17 protein-coding genes are annotated in these 17,530 nt (G+C 57.8%); 8 read left to right on the plus strand and 9 right to left on the minus strand.

Features of this window, described 5'->3' with window-relative positions:
- Positions 1 to 49: 49 nt before the first annotated feature.
- Positions 50 to 1,672, minus strand: a complete 1,623-nt coding sequence (locus ABIE63_RS15210; RefSeq protein ID WP_354505584.1) for a choline dehydrogenase — start codon at positions 1,670 to 1,672, stop codon at positions 50 to 52.
- Between the two features lie 104 nt (positions 1,673 to 1,776).
- Positions 1,777 to 2,607 carry a LuxR C-terminal-related transcriptional regulator gene (locus tag ABIE63_RS15215; protein WP_354505587.1) on the minus strand — a complete coding sequence of 277 codons (831 nt, stop codon included), beginning with the start codon at positions 2,605 to 2,607 and terminating at the stop codon, positions 1,777 to 1,779.
- Positions 2,608 to 2,804: 197 nt separating this feature from the next.
- Here ABIE63_RS15215 and ABIE63_RS15220 point away from each other — a divergent pair, with 197 nt between their 5' ends.
- The 5 genes from ABIE63_RS15220 to ABIE63_RS15240 are packed head-to-tail and all read left to right on the plus strand — an operon-like array spanning position 2,805 to position 7,687.
- Positions 2,805 to 3,932, plus strand: coding sequence for an ABC transporter ATP-binding protein (locus tag ABIE63_RS15220; protein ID WP_354505590.1), 1,128 nt, complete (start codon positions 2,805 to 2,807; stop codon positions 3,930 to 3,932).
- Between the two features lie 58 nt (positions 3,933 to 3,990).
- Positions 3,991 to 5,160 carry a spermidine/putrescine ABC transporter substrate-binding protein gene (locus ABIE63_RS15225; protein ID WP_354505593.1) on the plus strand — a complete coding sequence of 390 codons (1,170 nt, stop codon included), beginning with the start codon at positions 3,991 to 3,993 and terminating at the stop codon, positions 5,158 to 5,160.
- A gap of 37 nt (positions 5,161 to 5,197) precedes the next feature.
- On the plus strand, positions 5,198 to 6,049 hold the full coding sequence (locus tag ABIE63_RS15230; RefSeq protein WP_183417021.1) for an ABC transporter permease: 852 nt from the start codon (positions 5,198 to 5,200) through the stop codon (positions 6,047 to 6,049).
- A gap of 10 nt (positions 6,050 to 6,059) precedes the next feature.
- Entirely contained in the window at positions 6,060 to 6,884 is an 825-nt protein-coding gene (locus ABIE63_RS15235; protein ID WP_354505597.1) for an ABC transporter permease, read from the plus strand.
- A 41-nt stretch (positions 6,885 to 6,925) separates the two neighbouring features.
- A complete protein-coding gene (locus ABIE63_RS15240) occupies positions 6,926 to 7,687 on the plus strand; it encodes an SDR family NAD(P)-dependent oxidoreductase (RefSeq protein WP_183417019.1) in 762 nt (253 codons plus the stop codon).
- A gap of 78 nt (positions 7,688 to 7,765) precedes the next feature.
- Here the strand turns inward: ABIE63_RS15240 and ABIE63_RS15245 are convergent, their stop codons facing one another.
- Complete coding sequence (locus tag ABIE63_RS15245) at positions 7,766 to 9,142, minus strand: DEAD/DEAH box helicase (protein ID WP_354505601.1); 1,377 nt, start codon at positions 9,140 to 9,142, stop codon at positions 7,766 to 7,768.
- A 349-nt stretch (positions 9,143 to 9,491) separates the two neighbouring features.
- On the opposite strand from ABIE63_RS15245, the gene ABIE63_RS15250 reads away from it, so the two are divergent.
- Positions 9,492 to 9,650, plus strand: coding sequence for a hypothetical protein (locus ABIE63_RS15250; protein WP_354505604.1), 159 nt, complete (start codon positions 9,492 to 9,494; stop codon positions 9,648 to 9,650).
- A 70-nt stretch (positions 9,651 to 9,720) separates the two neighbouring features.
- The gene (locus tag ABIE63_RS15255) at positions 9,721 to 10,086 is read left to right on the plus strand and encodes a hypothetical protein (RefSeq protein ID WP_354505607.1); all 366 of its coding nucleotides are present in this window, start codon (positions 9,721 to 9,723) and stop codon (positions 10,084 to 10,086) included.
- 3 nt (positions 10,087 to 10,089) lie between these two features.
- Here ABIE63_RS15255 and ABIE63_RS15260 read toward each other — a convergent pair whose 3' ends face one another.
- The 5 genes from ABIE63_RS15260 to ABIE63_RS15280 all read right to left on the minus strand — a co-directional run bounded on the left by ABIE63_RS15260 (position 10,090) and on the right by ABIE63_RS15280 (position 15,294).
- Complete coding sequence (locus tag ABIE63_RS15260; RefSeq protein WP_354505610.1) at positions 10,090 to 11,127, minus strand: TIM barrel protein; 1,038 nt, start codon at positions 11,125 to 11,127, stop codon at positions 10,090 to 10,092.
- Positions 11,124 to 11,945 (minus strand): ABC transporter permease, encoded by an 822-nt coding sequence (locus ABIE63_RS15265; RefSeq protein WP_183417015.1) that lies wholly within the window; start codon positions 11,943 to 11,945, stop codon positions 11,124 to 11,126. Before ABIE63_RS15265 ends, ABIE63_RS15260 begins: the two co-directional genes overlap by 4 nt.
- Positions 11,942 to 12,991 carry an ABC transporter permease gene (locus ABIE63_RS15270; protein ID WP_354505614.1) on the minus strand — a complete coding sequence of 350 codons (1,050 nt, stop codon included), beginning with the start codon at positions 12,989 to 12,991 and terminating at the stop codon, positions 11,942 to 11,944. The genes ABIE63_RS15265 and ABIE63_RS15270 overlap by 4 nt, the downstream gene beginning before the upstream one ends.
- Positions 12,984 to 14,072: an ABC transporter ATP-binding protein gene (locus tag ABIE63_RS15275; RefSeq protein ID WP_183417013.1), complete on the minus strand. Its 1,089-nt coding sequence runs from the start codon at positions 14,070 to 14,072 to the stop codon at positions 12,984 to 12,986. Before ABIE63_RS15275 ends, ABIE63_RS15270 begins: the two co-directional genes overlap by 8 nt.
- A 70-nt stretch (positions 14,073 to 14,142) precedes the next feature.
- Positions 14,143 to 15,294 carry an extracellular solute-binding protein gene (locus ABIE63_RS15280; RefSeq protein ID WP_183417012.1) on the minus strand — a complete coding sequence of 384 codons (1,152 nt, stop codon included), beginning with the start codon at positions 15,292 to 15,294 and terminating at the stop codon, positions 14,143 to 14,145.
- 420 nt (positions 15,295 to 15,714) lie between these two features.
- Here ABIE63_RS15280 and ABIE63_RS15285 point away from each other — a divergent pair, with 420 nt between their 5' ends.
- On the plus strand, positions 15,715 to 16,089 hold the full coding sequence (locus ABIE63_RS15285; protein ID WP_183417011.1) for a DM13 domain-containing protein: 375 nt from the start codon (positions 15,715 to 15,717) through the stop codon (positions 16,087 to 16,089).
- Positions 16,090 to 16,129: 40 nt separating this feature from the next.
- Here the strand turns inward: ABIE63_RS15285 and ABIE63_RS15290 are convergent, their stop codons facing one another.
- On the minus strand, positions 16,130 to 17,473 hold the full coding sequence (locus ABIE63_RS15290) for a mechanosensitive ion channel family protein (RefSeq protein ID WP_183417010.1): 1,344 nt from the start codon (positions 17,471 to 17,473) through the stop codon (positions 16,130 to 16,132).
- Positions 17,474 to 17,530 lie beyond the last annotated feature (57 nt).

A 17,530-nucleotide genomic window follows, 5' to 3' on the forward strand; every position in this document is an offset into this window, starting at 1 on the left:
TTGCATGGCCTGTAGAGTCTGGGAAATCGAAGAGCGTTTCAGTGGCCGATCACCGGTTCCTGTCAGCTAAAATCATGTCGCTGGCGCGTTCTGCAACCATGATCACCGGCCCATTGATGTTTCCGGAAGTAACTGTCGGGAAGACCGAAGCGTCGACAACCCGCATTCCCCGCAAACCATGAACCCTGAAACTGGGATCCACAACCGACCGGCTCGGGTCCGAACCCATCCGGCAGGTGCCGCAGGGGTGGAAAACGCTCCATGCCCGCTTGTGGATATCCTCACGCAGTTGATCGTCACCAGAGACGATCGGCCCAGGCTGCATCTCTTCGGCGATCACTTCGCTCAGACCCGGCATTGCGGCCAGCCGTCTGATCAAGCGAACGCCGCTCAACATCTCTTCCACATCTTCCTCCACGCTTAGGTAACCGGGCCGGATTTCCGGCGCGTCGGTCGGATCAGGAGAGCGTATGGAGAGCCAACCCCGGCTGAGGGGGCGGCAAGGAGAGACGCCCAGCCGAAAGGCTGGATAAGGATCGACGCGGGTCACCGGTCGCGTACCGGTTGGCGCGGTATCGAATGTCAGGGGCGAGAAGTATAGCTGCATGTTCGGGCGTGATCGCCCCGCATCCGAGCGCACGAATCCGCCCGCTTGATTGACGCTCAACGCCAAAGGTCCGCCGCGCGTCAGCAGATAGCGCGCGCCCAGCAACAACTGACTCCACCAGGGTCTGAGTTGAGAGTTCAACGTTGGCCGGTTAGCGCGGTAATGATAGTCAACACCCAGATGGTCCTGGAGATTTTTCCCGACCTGTGGCGCATCCAAGATCGGCGGAATCCCGAGATCGCGGAGCTTCTCGGCCTCGCCAATACCCGATAACTGTAACACCTGTGGCGAGTTTACAGCGCCGGCGCTGATGATGACTTCCACATTGGCTCGCGCCTCCCGCACACGACCGCCGTGACGATAGCGCACACCGGTCGCACGCTGCTCCTCGATCAATACTCTTTCGACCAGGGCGTTGGTAACGACGGTCAAGTTCTTACGCCCCATCGCAGGACGCAGATAGGCCTGAGAAGCTGAAGCCCTGCGACCATCGCGCACCGTTATCTGATAAGGACCGACGCCTTCCATAGAAGCGCCGTTGTAGTCCGGGTTCCCTTTCAAACCCGCTTCCTGGGCAGCCTGCAGGTAATGATCGCAAAGAGGATGGATTTCGCGGGACGTATCGGAAACGCTCAACGGGCCGTTCGATCCTCGTAGTTCGGACGGCTCTCCGCGCCAAGACTCCATCTTACGGAAATAGGGCTCGACCTCCGACCAACCCCAGCCAGCGCAATCCATGGCGGCCCAATCGTCGTAGTCAGCAGGATTGCCGCGAACATAGACCATAGCGTTGATAGAGCTGGAACCGCCTAAAACCTTGCCACGGGGCCAGTAACTGCTTCGCCCGGCAAGTCCGGGCTCAATCTCCGTTTCGTACGACCAGTTCACACGACGGTCATAGAAGGTTTTACCGTAGCCGATCGGTACCGTAATCCAGAACCGCGCATCCGACCCTCCTGCCTCAAGCAGCAGCACCCGGTTTCGGTGATCCGCGGTCAAGCGATTAGCCAATACACAGCCCGCCGATCCGGCACCGACGATGATGTAATCAAACGCCTCCGTCATTCCATGAGCCCCGATCCGCCTACGGTTCAATCGCCAACGCCCTGAACGCTTCGGCGCGTCAGGATCGCTCAGAACATATCAGCGATTATTGAGCCACAGGAGCCCTATTTCCTTGAGGGCACCACCACAGTTGATCGCATCTGCGACAGAGACCCGAGAAAGATTGAGAAGAGCTCCGATTGGGACGCAATGCCAAGTTTCGAATAGGTGTTCTTGCGGTGGACTTTCACGGTTCCAGCCGCGATTCCCAATATCTTGGAAATCGAATCCGACGAATGCCCGCGTAAAATCAAGCCCGCGACCTCGCGCTCCCGGGGAGACAAAAGCGAACGGCCGAAGTTTCTGAAGGTCGCATCAATATGGCGCTCCAGTATCTCCTGCTCCGGGTCTGGGCGTTCGGCAGAGAAGCGCGCGCTTAGGTTCTCCCAATGATATTCGGCGGCGGCGCGCACCACAGGTTCCACCAACCGCAGGCGCGCCATCTCCTTTTCACTGAAGGTCTGGCGTTTGCCTGCCCGCATTAGAGAAATCACCGCCCGTACCTCCTCCGGCAGGGCTATAAAGAACCCAATCTCCTCGGAAAGCCCTGTTCTCACGTAGTAGGAACGGAAGTACTCGCTCTGGTAAAAGCGATCCGGCGCCAGCTCTCGAATCCGGTAGAGCCCGGGGGCGCAACTGTCTCGCGATGCTTGGAAGAAGGGGTCCAGCAGGTAAGGCCCCTCCTGATAAATCGAGACAAAAATCTCCCGTCTTGTCTCGCCGAAGTTATCAAACAGATCGAGTGGCCGTTCGTCTCCGCGGTAGGCGAACATGACAGAAAAATCGAAACTTACGAGCGTCCCGAGCGCCGCCACGAGCGCCTGCGGAAAGTCGGGGGTTCGCAAAGCTCTTACAGCTTTCGCAAGCTCCTGGTGCCAGTCTCGATCACCGCTCAACGGGATACCCCTCGGAAGACTTATGTGCCAAACCCAAAACTCATGATGAGCTGGCGCTACCTGCCTCTACCAACCCGGATATACTCCTTGGGAGGTATATCCCTCGTAAGTGAAATTTGCGAGCCTATGACCCGAACAGAGGTATAACCCTCTAATCAAGAAAACAAGGCCATTAAGTCGAGTAAGGGTATAGGTTGGTGACAGAATCCAAGGATCATCACGATATTGAGTTCCAAAAGGTCACCAAACGGTTCGGCGACGTCGTTGCGGTCGACAGTGTTGACCTTTCCATACCCCGCGGGGGCTTTTTCAGCTTTCTGGGGCCCTCGGGCTGTGGCAAGACAACCTCGTTGCGCATGATCGCCGGGTTCGATCAGCCGACCGAGGGCGATGTTCTGATCGAAGGCCGTTCCGTGGTCGGCATCCCTGCCTATCGCCGGCCGGTCAACATGGTGTTCCAGCACTATGCCCTGTTCCCGCATCTGAACGTTTTCGACAATATCGCTTACGGATTGCGCCAGGTTAAGCCGCGTCCGGCTAAAGCCGAGGTCACCAAGAGTGTCGGCGAGGCGCTGGACCTGGTTCGACTTGCCGGATTTGAGAAACGGCGTACATGGGAGCTGTCGGGCGGCCAACAGCAACGGGTTGCACTGGCGCGGGCGCTGATTAACCACCCCACAGTCCTACTGCTCGACGAACCTTTGGCCGCATTGGATCGCAAGCTGCGCCGGGAAATGCAGATAGAGCTACAAACCCTGCAACGGGAAGTCGGCATCACCTTCATCCTTGTCACGCATGATCAGGAGGAGGCACTGTCGATGAGCGACAGCATCTGCATCATGCTGGACGGACGCATCGTTCAGACCGGCGGACCTACAGAACTCTACGACGAGCCTGCCAACCGATATGTTGCTGATTTTGTTGGAAAATCCAACTTCATCGCCGGGAGAGCCGGCGAAACTGCAGATGGGCACACCAGCATTGAGGCGGCGACCGGGATAGTGCTTGTCGGTCGCAGGCCGCGAACCGCGCAGGCGTTGGCACCGGGGGCAGCCGGCGTCATCGCAATTCGCCCAGAACTGATATCGATTCATTCACCTAACGAAATGCTCCCCCGGGAAGCCGATGTTCGCGTACCTGCACGGGTCCGGAATCGCATCTTCCTGGGTGAACAGACCGAATATCTCGTCGAGGCCGAGGGCCTGGGCGAGATCCTCGTGCGTGCCCCCAAGCACGCCGAGGCCATGACCGGCGGTTTCAATACAGGCGATCAGGTGCAGATATCTTGGCGAAGCGCCACTGCCCTGGTCTTGGAGGACCGATAAAAAAGGGAAGCAGCGCATCACCGTCGGCACCCCTAAGTGATTTGCATGGGAGAAGATCATGTCCAAAGACTACAAAGATAATCTGCCTATCAGCCGTGAGGAATTCATCGCGCAGTTGCGGCGTTATCAAAAAGGTTCCATCACCCGGCGGCATTTCCTCGGCGTTACCGGTTTAGGGATGGCCAGCGCCGTGATGGCGGGTGCCGTTCCGGGCTTGCGACCCCGCAAAGCTTGGGCCGCCGGCGATATCGGTGATCGGGTTGTGCTCGCGACCTGGCCGAACTACCACGATCCGGCAAACTTTGAGAAGTTCACCGAAATGACCGGGGCTTATGTGCAAGTCAATGTCTTCGGTTCAAACGAAGAGATGTTGGCTAAGCTGCAAGCCGGCGGCAGCGGTTGGGACGTCTTCGTGCCGACAAACTACACGATCACCACCTATGTCGGAGAAGATCTGATTGAGCCACTCGATCTCAGCAAGCTTTCAAACTACGACGCAGCAGCCTTCGACCCGCGGTTCTCTGACGCCGGTACCGTGAACGGCACGCTCTACGCAGTCCCCAAGAATTGGGGAACGACGGGTTACGTCATCAATACCGCCCATAGCGGCGGCATGACACCGACGACCTGGAAGGAATTCTGGGATATGACCAAGGCCGAGTTCTCCGGCCGCACCATGGTGCACGACTACCAACTCACGACCATCGGCAACGCACTCAAGTACTTCGGCTACTCCTTCAACTCTGTTGATCCAAAGGAGTTGGCTGATGCCGAAAAACTGCTGCTCGACGTCAAACCACACCTCTATGCCATCAACAGTGACTATCAGCCGCCTCTGCGCAATGGCGATGCCTGGATGTCAATGTGCTGGACCGGCGACGGCAAGCAGCTAAACAACGACATGCCGGAGATGCGCTATGTTCTCGGCCGCGAAGGTGGGGAAATCTGGAGCGATTACTATGCGGTACCGCGCGGAGCCGAGCACCGTGCCGCCGGTTACGCCTTGATCGACTTCCTGCTTGACCCTGCGGTCAACGCGAAGGAGGTGCTGGCCCACGGCTACCCGGTCGCCGACAGCCGCACCAATGCGTTGTTGCCCAAGGAACTGCTGGAAGACCCAATCCTCTATCCGGCACAAGAACTGCTGGATGCTCTTGAGTTCGGCGCAGCGGCAACGCTGACCGATCCAAACCGGGCCGAGTTGTTGGCCCGCTTCAAGTCGGCCTGACGAAAGCGGCTTACGCAAAGGACGAGTAGACCCGGCAATGAAAGGTACCTGGATCAACAGAGCCCTACTCGCGCCAGCAACGCTCTGGTTGCTGGGAATGCTCGTCCTGCCGCTGATAGTCGTCATCGTGTTCAGCTTCGGTGAACGGGGGGCCGCAGGCGGTTATGTCCCGGCCTTCACGCTAGCGCAATATGCCAATCTTCCGGCGCGCCTCACTGCCTTCAAGAACACCTTGATCATGGCACCCTTGGGCACCCTAGCCGCGCTCGTCGTGGCCTATCCACTGGCTTACTATCTTGCGGTTCGTGTCAGCCCTCGTTGGCGAACCCTGCTGCTCATTCTCGTGATCGTTCCCTTCTGGACCAGCATCTTGATCCGAACCTACGCCTGGATATTCATCCTTGGCGGGCGTGGCCTCCCCCTGTTGCTGGATATGGTCGGGATCGCCGACGTTCGCTTGATGAACACCTCATTCGCGGTGCTTGTTGGGATTGTTTACGGCTACCTGCCACTCATGGTTTTCCCGATCTATGTCAGTTTGGAAAAGCTGGATAAGCGCCTGCTAGAGGCCTCCAGCGACCTTGGCGCCCTTCCTTTTGCAACCTTCCGTCAGGTGACTTTGCCGCTATCGCTTCCAGGTGTGGCAACCGGCTGCATGCTGGTTTTCATCCTGTTGATGGGCGAGTTCCTCATCCCGGCTCTGCTTGGCGGTGGAAAGGTATTCTTCGTCGGCAACGCCCTGGTCGACCTTTTCCTGCAATCTCGGAACTGGGCCTATGGATCGGCGGTCGCGGCGACACTCGTGGTCATCATGCTGATAACCGTCAGCCTTTATATGCGCCTTGCCATGCGCCGCGCCGGTCAGCGCGACGATGTCTCGCTGTTCTAGGGAGGGCCGGATGCGTCTCTATGCTTTGGCGGTCTATCTCTTCCTCTACATACCGATCGGCGTGATTGTGCTGTTCAGTTTCAATGCGGGACGCCATGCCAGCGATCTACGCGGGTTTTCCACTCAGTGGTACGGCAAGGCGCTCGCCAACCCGATCGTCATGGATTCGCTAACCACCAGCTTCACCGTCGCCCTGGCGAGTGCGGTTATGGCGAGCCTGTTCGGAACCATGGCCGCGCTCGCCCTGCAACAGGTTAAGGGTCGCATTCGGGTTTTCTATGACGCCATGATTTACGTATCGATCATGATACCGGGCATCGTTATCGGGATTGCGACACTAATTGCCCTGGTGACGGTCTTCGAGGTAGTGAACCCCTTCCTGGCCTCGATATGGCCCACCGGGCCGGAAGCGGCGCCGAAGTTAAACATGGGACTGGGGTCGCTGATCGCCGCTCATACGCTTTTCACCATGTCGTTGGTGATTGTCATCGTAAGGGCGAGGATCGCAGGAATGGACCGCGCGTTGATCGAGGCGTCCACCGATCTCTATGCGACGCCCTGGCGAACGTTCTGGCAGGTAACACTGCCGCAGATCTTTCCGGCGATCCTTGCCGGATTTCTGCTCAGCTTTACCTTCAGTTTTGACGATTTCATCATTGCTTTCTTTGTCGCCGGCTCGCAGACCACTTTGCCTATCTATGTGTTCTCTTCGATACGCCGTGGCGTCACACCGGAGATCAATGCCATCGGCACAATGGTTCTTGCTGTCTCTCTGACCCTGTTGATCACGGCCCAATTCATGTTGCGCAAACGGGAGAAGCCGACCCGGCGCTGATACGCCTATCCGCCTGTTCGTTCGGCAAAGGAGCCATCTGGATGATTCTGAAGGACCGAATCGCAATCGTTACCGGCGCCGGCTCAGGCATAGGACGGGCGGGTGCACGTGCCTTGGCGTTGGAGGGAGCAAACGTGATTGTTGCAGACCTATCGGCCGAGAAAGGTGGTGAAACTGTAGCGTTCATTGCAGCGGAGGGTGGCCGCGCGAGCGCGCTGGCAACGGACGTAACCGACGATGCGCAACTTGCGGAGCTGATCGCCCGGACAGTTCGAGATTTCGGGCGTCTTGATATCCTGCACAGTCACGCGGGCATCCAAGTGGAAGGGACGTTGGAACAGGTCGATCCGTCCGGTTTAACCGCGTCATGGGAATTGAATGTTCGGGCACATTTCATGGCGGCACGGCTGGCGATGCCCCAGATGCGCGAACAAGGCGGTGGCTCGATCATAGTGACCTCTTCCAACTCCGGTGTGTTCTACGACCGGGAAATGCTTGCCTATGCTACGACCAAGCACGCGGTGATCGCCATGGTACGCCAGATCGCGATTGATTACGGACGCTACAACGTTCGCATCAATGCTTTGTGTCCAGGTTGGGTGGACACCCCCTTCAACGAACCCTTCATTCGCCAGATGGGCGGCCGTCAAGCCATTGAAAACTATGTGAAGGAAAAGATTCCCCTCGGGCGATGGGCGCGCCCGGAAGAAATTGCCGAAGCAATTGTTTTCCTAGCCTCCGACCGGTCTTCCTTCATGACTGGGCATGCCCTTGTTGTCGATGGCGGCGAAGCCATCGCATAAGCAAACCCCGCGCGGTGCTATCAAACACCGGCGGGGTTATCCTTAAACCTGTAGCCTCAAATCGGCCCTGGCTATGCCTCAGGCGGCGCGCTTGGTACCGCGGAAGCGGCCGGCGTTTGCCTGTCCGCCCTTGCGGCTCTCGGAACGCTGTCCGCCATCTTGCCCGGACGGACCATTGCGGCCTGCGGCACCACGACCCGGGGCACTGCGGCCCGGGCCACCCTGGCTCGAACCATTACGGCCTCTGCCGCCGCCGTGACCGCCTGGGCCACGCCGTCCACGACCCGGCTTGACGTGCTTCATGCTCGCCATCTCCTGCGCCGAGGGAACGTCCCCCTCCGCTGGAAGGGACAGGCCAATCAGCCGCTCGATATCACGCAGATAGGCGATTTCGTCACGACCACAGAAAGAAAGCGCGACACCTGAGCCGCCCGCACGCGCTGTACGGCCGATGCGATGTACATAGCTTTCCGGCTCGTTGGGCAGATCGAAGTTGATAACATGGCTGATCGCGGTCACATCGATACCGCGCGCGGCAACATCTGTTGCAACAAGGACACGCGCATTGCCGGAGCGGAAGCGCTTGAGCGCCTGCTGCCGGGCAGCTTGGCTCTTGTTGCCATGCAGCGCTTCAGCCTGCGTTCCGGCCTTGGAAAGGTGCTCCTGCACGCGATTGGCCATGTGCTTGGTGCGCGTGAAAACAATAACCCTGGACATACCCGGATCGCGCAGCAAGGTCGTCAAAAGCTCGCGTTTCTCAGGTGTCGGGACGTGGATCACACGCTGTTCGATGGCGGCTGGCGCCACACTTTCACGCGGCATTTCCACGCGCGCTGGCTGGTTCAGGATTTCCGCAGCTAAGCGATCAATCGTCTTTGGCATCGTGGCCGAGAACAACAGGGAGCGGCGCTCCTTCGGCATCCCGGAAACGATCCGCCGGATATCATTGATGAAGCCCATATCCAACATGCGGTCGGCTTCATCCAGCACCAAATGGCTGAGGTTACTCATGTCGATGTGGCCCTCGTCATAGAGGTCCAAGAAACGACCCGGGGTCGCGATGACGATATCGACGCCGCGGCGAAGTTGCTCGATCTGCGGACGGCGGCCCACGCCACCGTACACGGCGACTTGATACAAACGCATCTGGCGGCCAAAGATCCGCAAGGCGGCTTCGATTTGCACCGCCAACTCGCGGGTCGGCGCCAGGATCAAGGCGCGAATGCGACCGTTCTTTGTGCTAACGCGGTTTTCTGCGAGCTGCTGCAAAAGCGGCAACGCGAAAGCGCCCGTCTTGCCGGTGCCTGTCTGGGCAATACCCAAAACGTCCTTGCCGGACAGGATCAACGGAATGGTTTTCGCCTGAATGGGCGTAGGAACGTGGAAACGCGCGGCCTCAAGGGTCGAGAGTAGTTGGCCGGTCAGGCCAAGATCGGAAAAGGTCGTGTTAGTCAAAATTAATCCTCATGCACCAACCCATGCGGACACTCCTGCGGAGTTGCCCGGTTGTTCGGCGGCGCTTTGGTCCGCCAGCCATGCGCGATCATGGTGCAGAAAGATTTGGAAGAAGATCCGCTCGGGAAGACCGGGGCTCATATCGCATCGGTCGGTCGCGCAATCGCGAGGGTCTTTATGTTGCGCTGCACAAGAACACAGACGCGTCGGCGCGTCAAGCTAAAGAACGCAGTCACATCATTCGGTTCGAGGGCGAGATGATTTCGACATCGCAGACCCCTGCGTCATTTCGACGCTTCTCGATCAACTGAACCTCGGCGTTTCCGGTCGCAAGATTTGCGAGGAAGCCATGACCGCCCCGATACAGGAGGAGCTGGCGAGCAACACCAGCCTAGCCGCTGAAAAAGCCGTGTTCGGCTCACCAACTTACTTCTACAAGAACGAGCCCTACTACGGCCAGGATCGCTCGGGCTTCCTGCGAGAAGCGATCACCGGACAGCCAATCTGACTGCTTGCGAGCCTCTTTCCTCCACCGTCATACTCATTGTTACAAATGCTCAACGGGAGGAAGACTGACAATGCAAGCACGGCATTTAGTTATCCCATTTGCTTTGGCGATTTTGGTCGGAATGACACCCTATAAGGCAAAGGCCGAGTCCGCCTGGCAGAAGCCAGAGGTAAAGCAGTGCGACATGGGCCCTGGCGACGAATGCAACCTCGAGGTCACTTGTCCGGCAGACAAACCCTATGTGTCGTCTGGCGGCGGCGGTATGCCGTCGGCTGAGCCGAAGGTCAACAGTGTCGGGATCACCATGAACCTTCCTGTCAGCGAGAACACCTGGCGTGTGCGTTGGAAGAACCTATCGCCGGACCAATCCGCGCAGGCAAAGGTCGCGGTACGGGTTAAATGCAGTGACGACGCTGCGGAGGCCGGCTGGAAGTGAGGTCTAGCGCGCAACTTCGAGCGCCAGGTTTTCGATTTCCTGTAGCAAGCCACGTACCGTAATGATCTGCCCGAGAGCTTCCTGGCGCTCCCGCGCCATGCGCTCGGGTAGCGTCGCCACATCGAAAGGCGTCAGGCTCGCGGTACGAAAGGGAATGAAGGGGTCATCCGTCTCGTCAGGAAACCGCATCGCCGGCGCGTGGTAATCAACCTCTTCTTCCAGCGCCAAAGCCGTCACCTGAGGCTCGTCGCGGCCCAACAAGAGCAATTCCACCAACAGATCGGCGAAGGGCAGATCGCCCGTGCCGCTGATACAGCCGGTTTGCGCCCATCCGCCCCGGTCCGGGACGACGTGACAATCTTTGACATGCACTTCCGTCACGTGCGGTGCCTGTATCCGAAGTGCCTCCAGCGGACGCTCATAGGCATTGATCATGTTGCCGAAATCGAACAGCAACGAAAGGCGCGGATTGCCGACGGCTTCGACGATTCCGACCAAGTCTGTGGAGTTTAGGTCTTCGTGCTGTTCGAGAGTAAAGAGCAACTTTCCTTCCGGATCCAATCGGGACAAGGCTTTGAGGTCGTCGATGGTGCGTGCGATTATCTCCGAGACATGGGCCTCATAGCGTGGATAGGAACGAACGGACACGCCGCCAACGGCACGCGCCACCTCAATGGCGGCCTCAAGGTCTCCCAGCGCCGTCGAACTGGTTTCGATATGCACCTTCAAGCCCAGCGCGCGCGCATGATCTGCGAATGCCGCGCGCGTCTTGTCGGAAGCCGTCAGCAGGCTGTTTGCCTCCTCACCATCCTCAACATGGATTTTCACGCCGATCAGCTTCTGCTCCGCCGCGAAATCCAGCAGATCAATCGGCTTGAAATCGCCGAACCGGAAGTTCAAGTGCAATGAATAGGCGTGCATAAACAAGGGCGCGTGGCGTGCTCGTCTTGCCAACTCCGCTGCTTGCGTCTTGGACAGGCCTGCGATTCGCTGTGCCCACAATCCATGATCGGATCCCACAAAACCATCAGGCGCGTTCACTTGGCGGCCTCCCGGCGACGTTCGCGTTCGCGCACCAGCACATAGAGCGTGGCGAAGATCACGGTCAAAACAATGAAAAGAATACCGATCACATTGATGGTCGGGCTAAGACCAAAGCGCATACGTGATCCAATTTCGGTCACCAAGGTGTGCTCACCGCCGATCGCAAAGATGGTCGTATTGTAGTTTTCAAAAGACTGCAGGAAAGCAATGACCGAGGCAGTAACGATCGTTGGCTTCAAGAAGGGAACGGTGATCCGCCAGAATGCTTGCGAGTGCGTGGCGCCAAGGTCCAATGCCGCCTCCTCCAGGCTCAAGTCCTGGCGCTGCAACCGCGCCATGAACATCAACATGGCATACGACGCAATGAAGGTGGACTGCGCGAGGATAGCGGTGAAGAGGCCGCCGGCAACCCCCAGGTTGCGCCAAAAGATCAAGGTGGAGATTCCCAGAATGATCCCCGGGGTCAGCAAGGGTGAAACCATGATTGCATAAATGAGTCCCGTGAACCGCGACTGCAGGCGCGTAATCAAAAACGCCCCTGCCAATCCTTGGGGCAACGCGACGATGATCACCACAACGGCAATGATCACCGAGTTGGCCAACCCGGTCCACATGCGCTCGTCTTGTGCCAGCAGGCCGAACCATTTGAAGGTAAAACCCCGCCAGACCGTGACGGACGGCTGAGCGAAGTCGTTGAATCCGGCGGCCACCATGATGAAGAGCGGGAAGAACATGTAGATGAAGAAAATCGTCATGTAGACCCGCAATACCATGCGGCTGGCGGCCCCTGGCGCGGCGGCAGCAACCCCGGTCATTTCGCAATATCCTGTAGTCGAACCTTGAGGAGTTTCATCATGACAAAGATGAAGACCACACAGGCGCACAGCAGTGTAAAGGCGTAGGCCGATCCGGCGTTCCAGTTCGTCGACTCAAAGAACTTGTTGTAGATTAATTGTGTGAACCAGGGCTCGGCGATGCCGCGCGTCATGATGTAGGGCACGGCATAAGACCCGGCCGACAGCATGAAGGTCATGATACACCCGACTGCGATCCCAGGTCTGGCGTGGGGCAGAACAACGCGCCAGTGAATCTTCCAGGTCGGCGCGCCGAGATCACGTGCGGCTTCTATCTGGTTCATGTCCAGAGTTTCGATGGTGTTGTAGATCGGGAAGACCATGAAGAGGATGTAGGCATAAACCATAGCGATGAAGACGCCCGTGCCGCTTTCCAAAAAGGGAATCGGCTCAAATCCGAGCAGCCCCAGCAACACGTTCGCCACCCCGTTATAGTTCAAGATCATCTGCCAGGCGAAAATTCGCAACAACTCGTTGATTGCATAGGGAATAACGAGACCAAGCATGATGATGGCCGCGCGCCCGGGCGTGGCGAGTTTGGCAACCGCAAAAGCAATGGGATAGCAAACCACGAAAGCGATGGCCGTTACGGAGAGCGATGCCAGAATTGTCTTGATGAAAATCGACAGATGGGCCGACCCCATGAGGCCGTAATTTTCCCAGGTGTAGACTTTTCTCGGCTCGATCTCACGGCTCTCCAGTTCGCTCACTTCAGCCTGTATCTCAGTGATCTTGGCGTCTATCGCTGCAAGTTTGGCGTCGCGTTCGGGTGTGGCCGGCTTTTCTTCTAGATCCATCCGGTCCAACGAAAGAATGTCGACCTGGTTGTATAGACCGTCGATCCGGTTCGAGAGTTCCGCCCCACCCTCGCCGCGCTCGATCTTCCACAAGGACTGCTCGATCATAATGACCTGCGGGCCGGCGATCATCCCAAACACCCACAGGCTGACGAGGAACAGAATAACGGCCGTCATGGGGCCGCCAAAGGAGCGCAGCAGATTACTCATCGGCTAATATCCCCTCCGCCATCACGATGGCTGCATCGGCCGGAAAGGTAACGGTCAAATCCTCGGGATGAGAGGCGCTGGCTTCAGCCAAATTGGTTTGGTGAATTGCGAATTCACCGCCATTGCAGCGCACGAAAAGGTTAGCAAAAGGGCCTTCAAGATCACGTCTCAAAAACTTTGCCGCCATGGTGTTTTCCGTCGCTTCGCCGTTGGCGACAATCTGCATGCGTTCAGGCCGAACGAAAAGCATGGCCTTGTCCCCCAGGTTCAAGCCATGGGCGTTGCGCGCTCTGAAACGACCTTGGGGCGCCGCAAGCAATGCGTAATCACCGTTGATCTCCGCGATCTCGCCGTGCAGCAGGTTGTTCTCGCCGACGAAGGACGCGACAAAGGAGTTAGCTGGCGCGCTGTAAATATGATCCGCAGTGCCGACCTGTTCGATGCGCCCTTGGTTCATGACCGCGACCCGGTCGGACATGGTCAAGGCTTCGCCCTGATCGTGGGTAATGTAAACGAACGTGATACCGGTTGCCTTCTGGATCTGTTTCAATTCGGCGCGCATGTGTTGGCGCAACTTAAGGTCCAAGGCCGACAGCGGCTCGTCTAGCAACAGCACCGCAGGTTCAACCGCCAAAGCCCGGGCGATGGCAACGCGCTGGCGCTGACCGCCGGATAACTCCGCAGGTGTCTTGTCCGCATGATCGGTCAACTCGACGGTCGCCAAGAGCTCCAAGGCTCGTTCCCGGCGTTTGGGCTTGCTCCATCCCCGCATTTCCAGGCCGAAAGCAACGTTCTCCCAAACCGTCATCAGAGGAAACAACGCCAGATTCTGAAAGATCAGAGCGGTCGGACGTTTGCTGGGTCCGATTCCCGTCATCGGCTCGCCGCCGATCAGGACTTCCCCCTCGGTCGGCTGCAAGAATCCTGACAGCATCCTGAGAATGGTTGTTTTACCGCAGCCCGACGGGCCGAGAATGGAGAAGAACTCTCCAGCTTCTATCTTGAGATCGGTCGGGTGCACCGCAGTGAAACTGCCGAACATCACCGAAGCGCCATCCAGAACGATATCCTTACCACGCATCTGTCGGCCCTTTATCCATGTCATTGGCGGAAAAAGGCGCGGGCGAATTTTCGCCCGCGCCCTCGACAGATCAGAGGTTCGTCAGTTTCTCAACGTACTCCTGACGCATTTCCGAGAACCATGGCGTGAACATCGGCCACCACCAGAGGTTATCGATTGCATCGCCCGGATAAGCGAATGCGAAGGCTTCCTTGCTGGCATCGGTCAGATGTTCGCTGGCATTCACTGCGGCAGAGTTATAGCCGGTGTTGTTCGCAAACATGCCGCCGATCTCGGGCGTCATCAGGAAGTTGATCAGCTCGTAGGCCTGATCGACGTTCGCCGCGCCGGAAGGAATGGCCACGGTGTCCATCCAGCCCAGAGCGCCTTCCTTGGGCGCCGCATAGCGCCATTTCGGATCGACATCCTGATGCAACTTGATGCCGGTGGTGTCCCAAGTTTGGCCGACCGTGCAGCCGGCATCCGTGAAAGCGCCGGTTGCTTCCGTGGCATTGTTCCAATAAGCGCCAATGTTCTTCTTGTGCTTACCGGCAAACGCCAGACAGCCCTCGAAGACCCGACGGCAATCGGCTTCAGTTTTATAGAAATCCATGGCGCGGTCTGACTTCAACTCACCAGTCGAGTCGAGATAGATCGCCAAGCTCACCAGCACCGATTTCTGACGGGCGGCTACCTTGCCGTCCAATCCGTCGGCCCAAAGGTGTCCATAGGACAGCTCGCCCGGCCCGATGTTATGAACACTGCTGTCATAGGTGATGCCTTCGGTACCCCAGCTGAACGGCACGAGGTACCGTTTGCCGCGACGGGCAGCGCCCAATCGCAGGGAATTACGCCACAACGCGGACTGTACCCTGTCTACCTTGATGCGGCTCTCGTCGATCTCGGCGAGCAAGTCCCCGTCATCGTAGTTGGGACGGGTATCCACCGATGGGAAGATCAGGTCAAAGCCAGCACCGTTGGCGGCACGTAGCTTGCTTTGCGCCTCCTCGTTCGAACCATAGGTCGATACATTGACCTTAATGCCCGTCGCCTTGGTGAAGGCCTCGGTCATGTTGTCCTGGAAGTAGTCACCCCAGGTAAAGACATTGACCTCGCCCGATGAAGACAAGGCACGGCGGCTAATCATGGGTGCTGCAAGTGCAGCAGCCGCGACACCACCAAGAACGGAGCGGCGGCTAAAGGCCCGCTTGGCGCGGGGCGTTAAGGTGATTTTTGTTTCCATCTTCATTCTCTCCTGTCGTCGTGACCCCGGTGCTTCCGCGGTCTTTTTATGGGCAGGTGCCCGAAACGTCTGCGCGCGCACGTTCTATGATTAGGTCGTTACAAAGGTACCTTTACCATTTTTGGCCTAGCACCAGACACCGACGCGCTGCGGCGCATGATGCACGTTGGAACAGGCTTTCAAAAGCCAACGTTTGATGACAATAGGCGCGTGTCAAAGGGCCGACAATACGGAAATTGTAACAGTTGCTGCCTCGGTGAAACTCGCAGGTTCGCCAGCACTCGGCTAGCTCCGGTAGAACCCTGCCCCAGCTTTGTAAGCACCGCTTCATCACGAGATGTTAACTGGCAAGACGGGGCCAACAGTCCGATAAAGCTGTTAAAGATACAGAACTTCCTTTGATATATCTGGAGGCACATCATGTTCCAGCGGACTTTTTTAGCAGCCGTGGCGACAGTCTTGATCATCACATCCCCGGCCTTTGCTGGCGAGGGCTCCTTCACCGGCGCATCGGGTCACAAGACCTCCGGGACGGTCTCCGTTACGAACGAGAATGGCACGATCACGATCAAGCTAGATGAAAGTTTCTCGCTCGATAGCGCCCCGGATGCCTACGTTGCATTGGGTAACGCATCAAAGCCAACCGATGGCGGCATTCTCGAAAAGCTCGAATCCTGGACCGGCGAACAAAGCTACAGTGCACCAGCGACCGCCGCGCTCGAAGAGGCATCGGAAGTCATCATCTGGTGCAAGAAATACGCGGTCCCACTTGGAGTCGCCAAAATCCGACAATGACGGTCGGGTTGACGGGCGCTATGAGATTTCCCGACACACACTACTTTTGATCGTCCGGTTGATCCTTGTCCAACTTCACGACCAGCCGTGAACCTTCCTTGATGTGGAGGTCGCGCTGCGGGAAGGGTATCTCAATCTCTTCTTGGCGTAGGAGATCCCATAGAGCCAAAAGAATGTTACTGCGTACATTCATGACACCGCCTTCGGGATCGTAGATCCAGACCCGCAGCTCAAAGTTGACTGAGTTGTCGCCGAATTCGACAAGGCGGCATACCGGTGCCGGGTCCGTTAACACGCGAGGCTCGGATTTCGCGGCCTGTATCGCCAGTTCCATCGCTTTGCGCACATCCGAATGATAAGCGACACCGAAACGAACCGGCAGGCGCAGGAGTTTGTTGGAATAGGACCAGTTCACGACCCGCTGGGTAATCAGATCCTCATTCGGTATGAGCCATTCCTTACCATCACGGGTCGAGAGCGCGACATAGCGTGCGCCAAGAGAGGTCACCCATCCGAACGTTTCGTCCAGTTCGATCACGTCACCGGGTTTGATAGAGCGATCCATCAAGAGAATGAAACCGCTAACCAGATTCGAAACGACCTTCTGCAAGCCAAAGCCGACGCCCACGCCCAACGCACCCGTAAAAACCGCAAAGGCCGTCAAATCGACACCGAGGTAATCAAGGGTCACCAGGAAAACTAAAGAGAAGACGACGATCTTGAGCGACTTCTCGATCAAAACCTTCATCGAAGGCGTAAGCATCTTGGAACGGTCGATGCGTCCACGGGCAAAGCGCGTCAGCACGCGGGCAAGCCACAGGAGCAGGAGCAGCAGGATTGCCGCCTTCAAGGCCACAAGAAGCGTAATGCGCTGCCCTGCGAAGGGAAGTGCGGTTCCATCCAGGATTCTGATGGTATCGTCCAACCAACCCAAGATATTGAGGGCCGCAAGCGCCCAGGCGGAAACCGCCAGAATGCGGGAAGTTTGCGGACTCTGCACAACGGCAGCGCCCAAGCGGATCACGATCCAGGCCGCCGTCAGACTGATCGCCACCACCAGCAGACCGCTGGGAAGCTCCGCCGCTTCGGCTACGGCCCGACCCGCAAGGATCAAGAGCAACAGTGCGATCGGAAAGGCGAGATCAGGGAGCGCTTCGGCAACACGGTGTAGCTTGGCGTCCCACGTAAGCGTGCGCTTGGCCGGTATTCCCAGAACACCTTTAACACTGCCTCGCAACAGCCAGGCCACCAATAGAGCGGCGACGATTATCCCGGCCTGCGTCAAGGTCTCCAGGCGCAGAAAGTTATCCTGAAGCCAGTCGTGCAAATGGCCGGGCAATTCTAGCAAACCGAGGGAGTGGATGAAGTCTGCTTCCTGGTCCAAAGCATCGCCCCTGATCGTTGTCGGCTTCCATCAGTGTAACCTGCTTTGCGAAAATCC

Origin of the sequence: Limibacillus sp. MBR-115 (genome assembly GCF_040549425.1) — a bacterium.
GTDB lineage: Bacteria > Pseudomonadota > Alphaproteobacteria > Kiloniellales > CECT-8803 > Limibacillus > Limibacillus halophilus.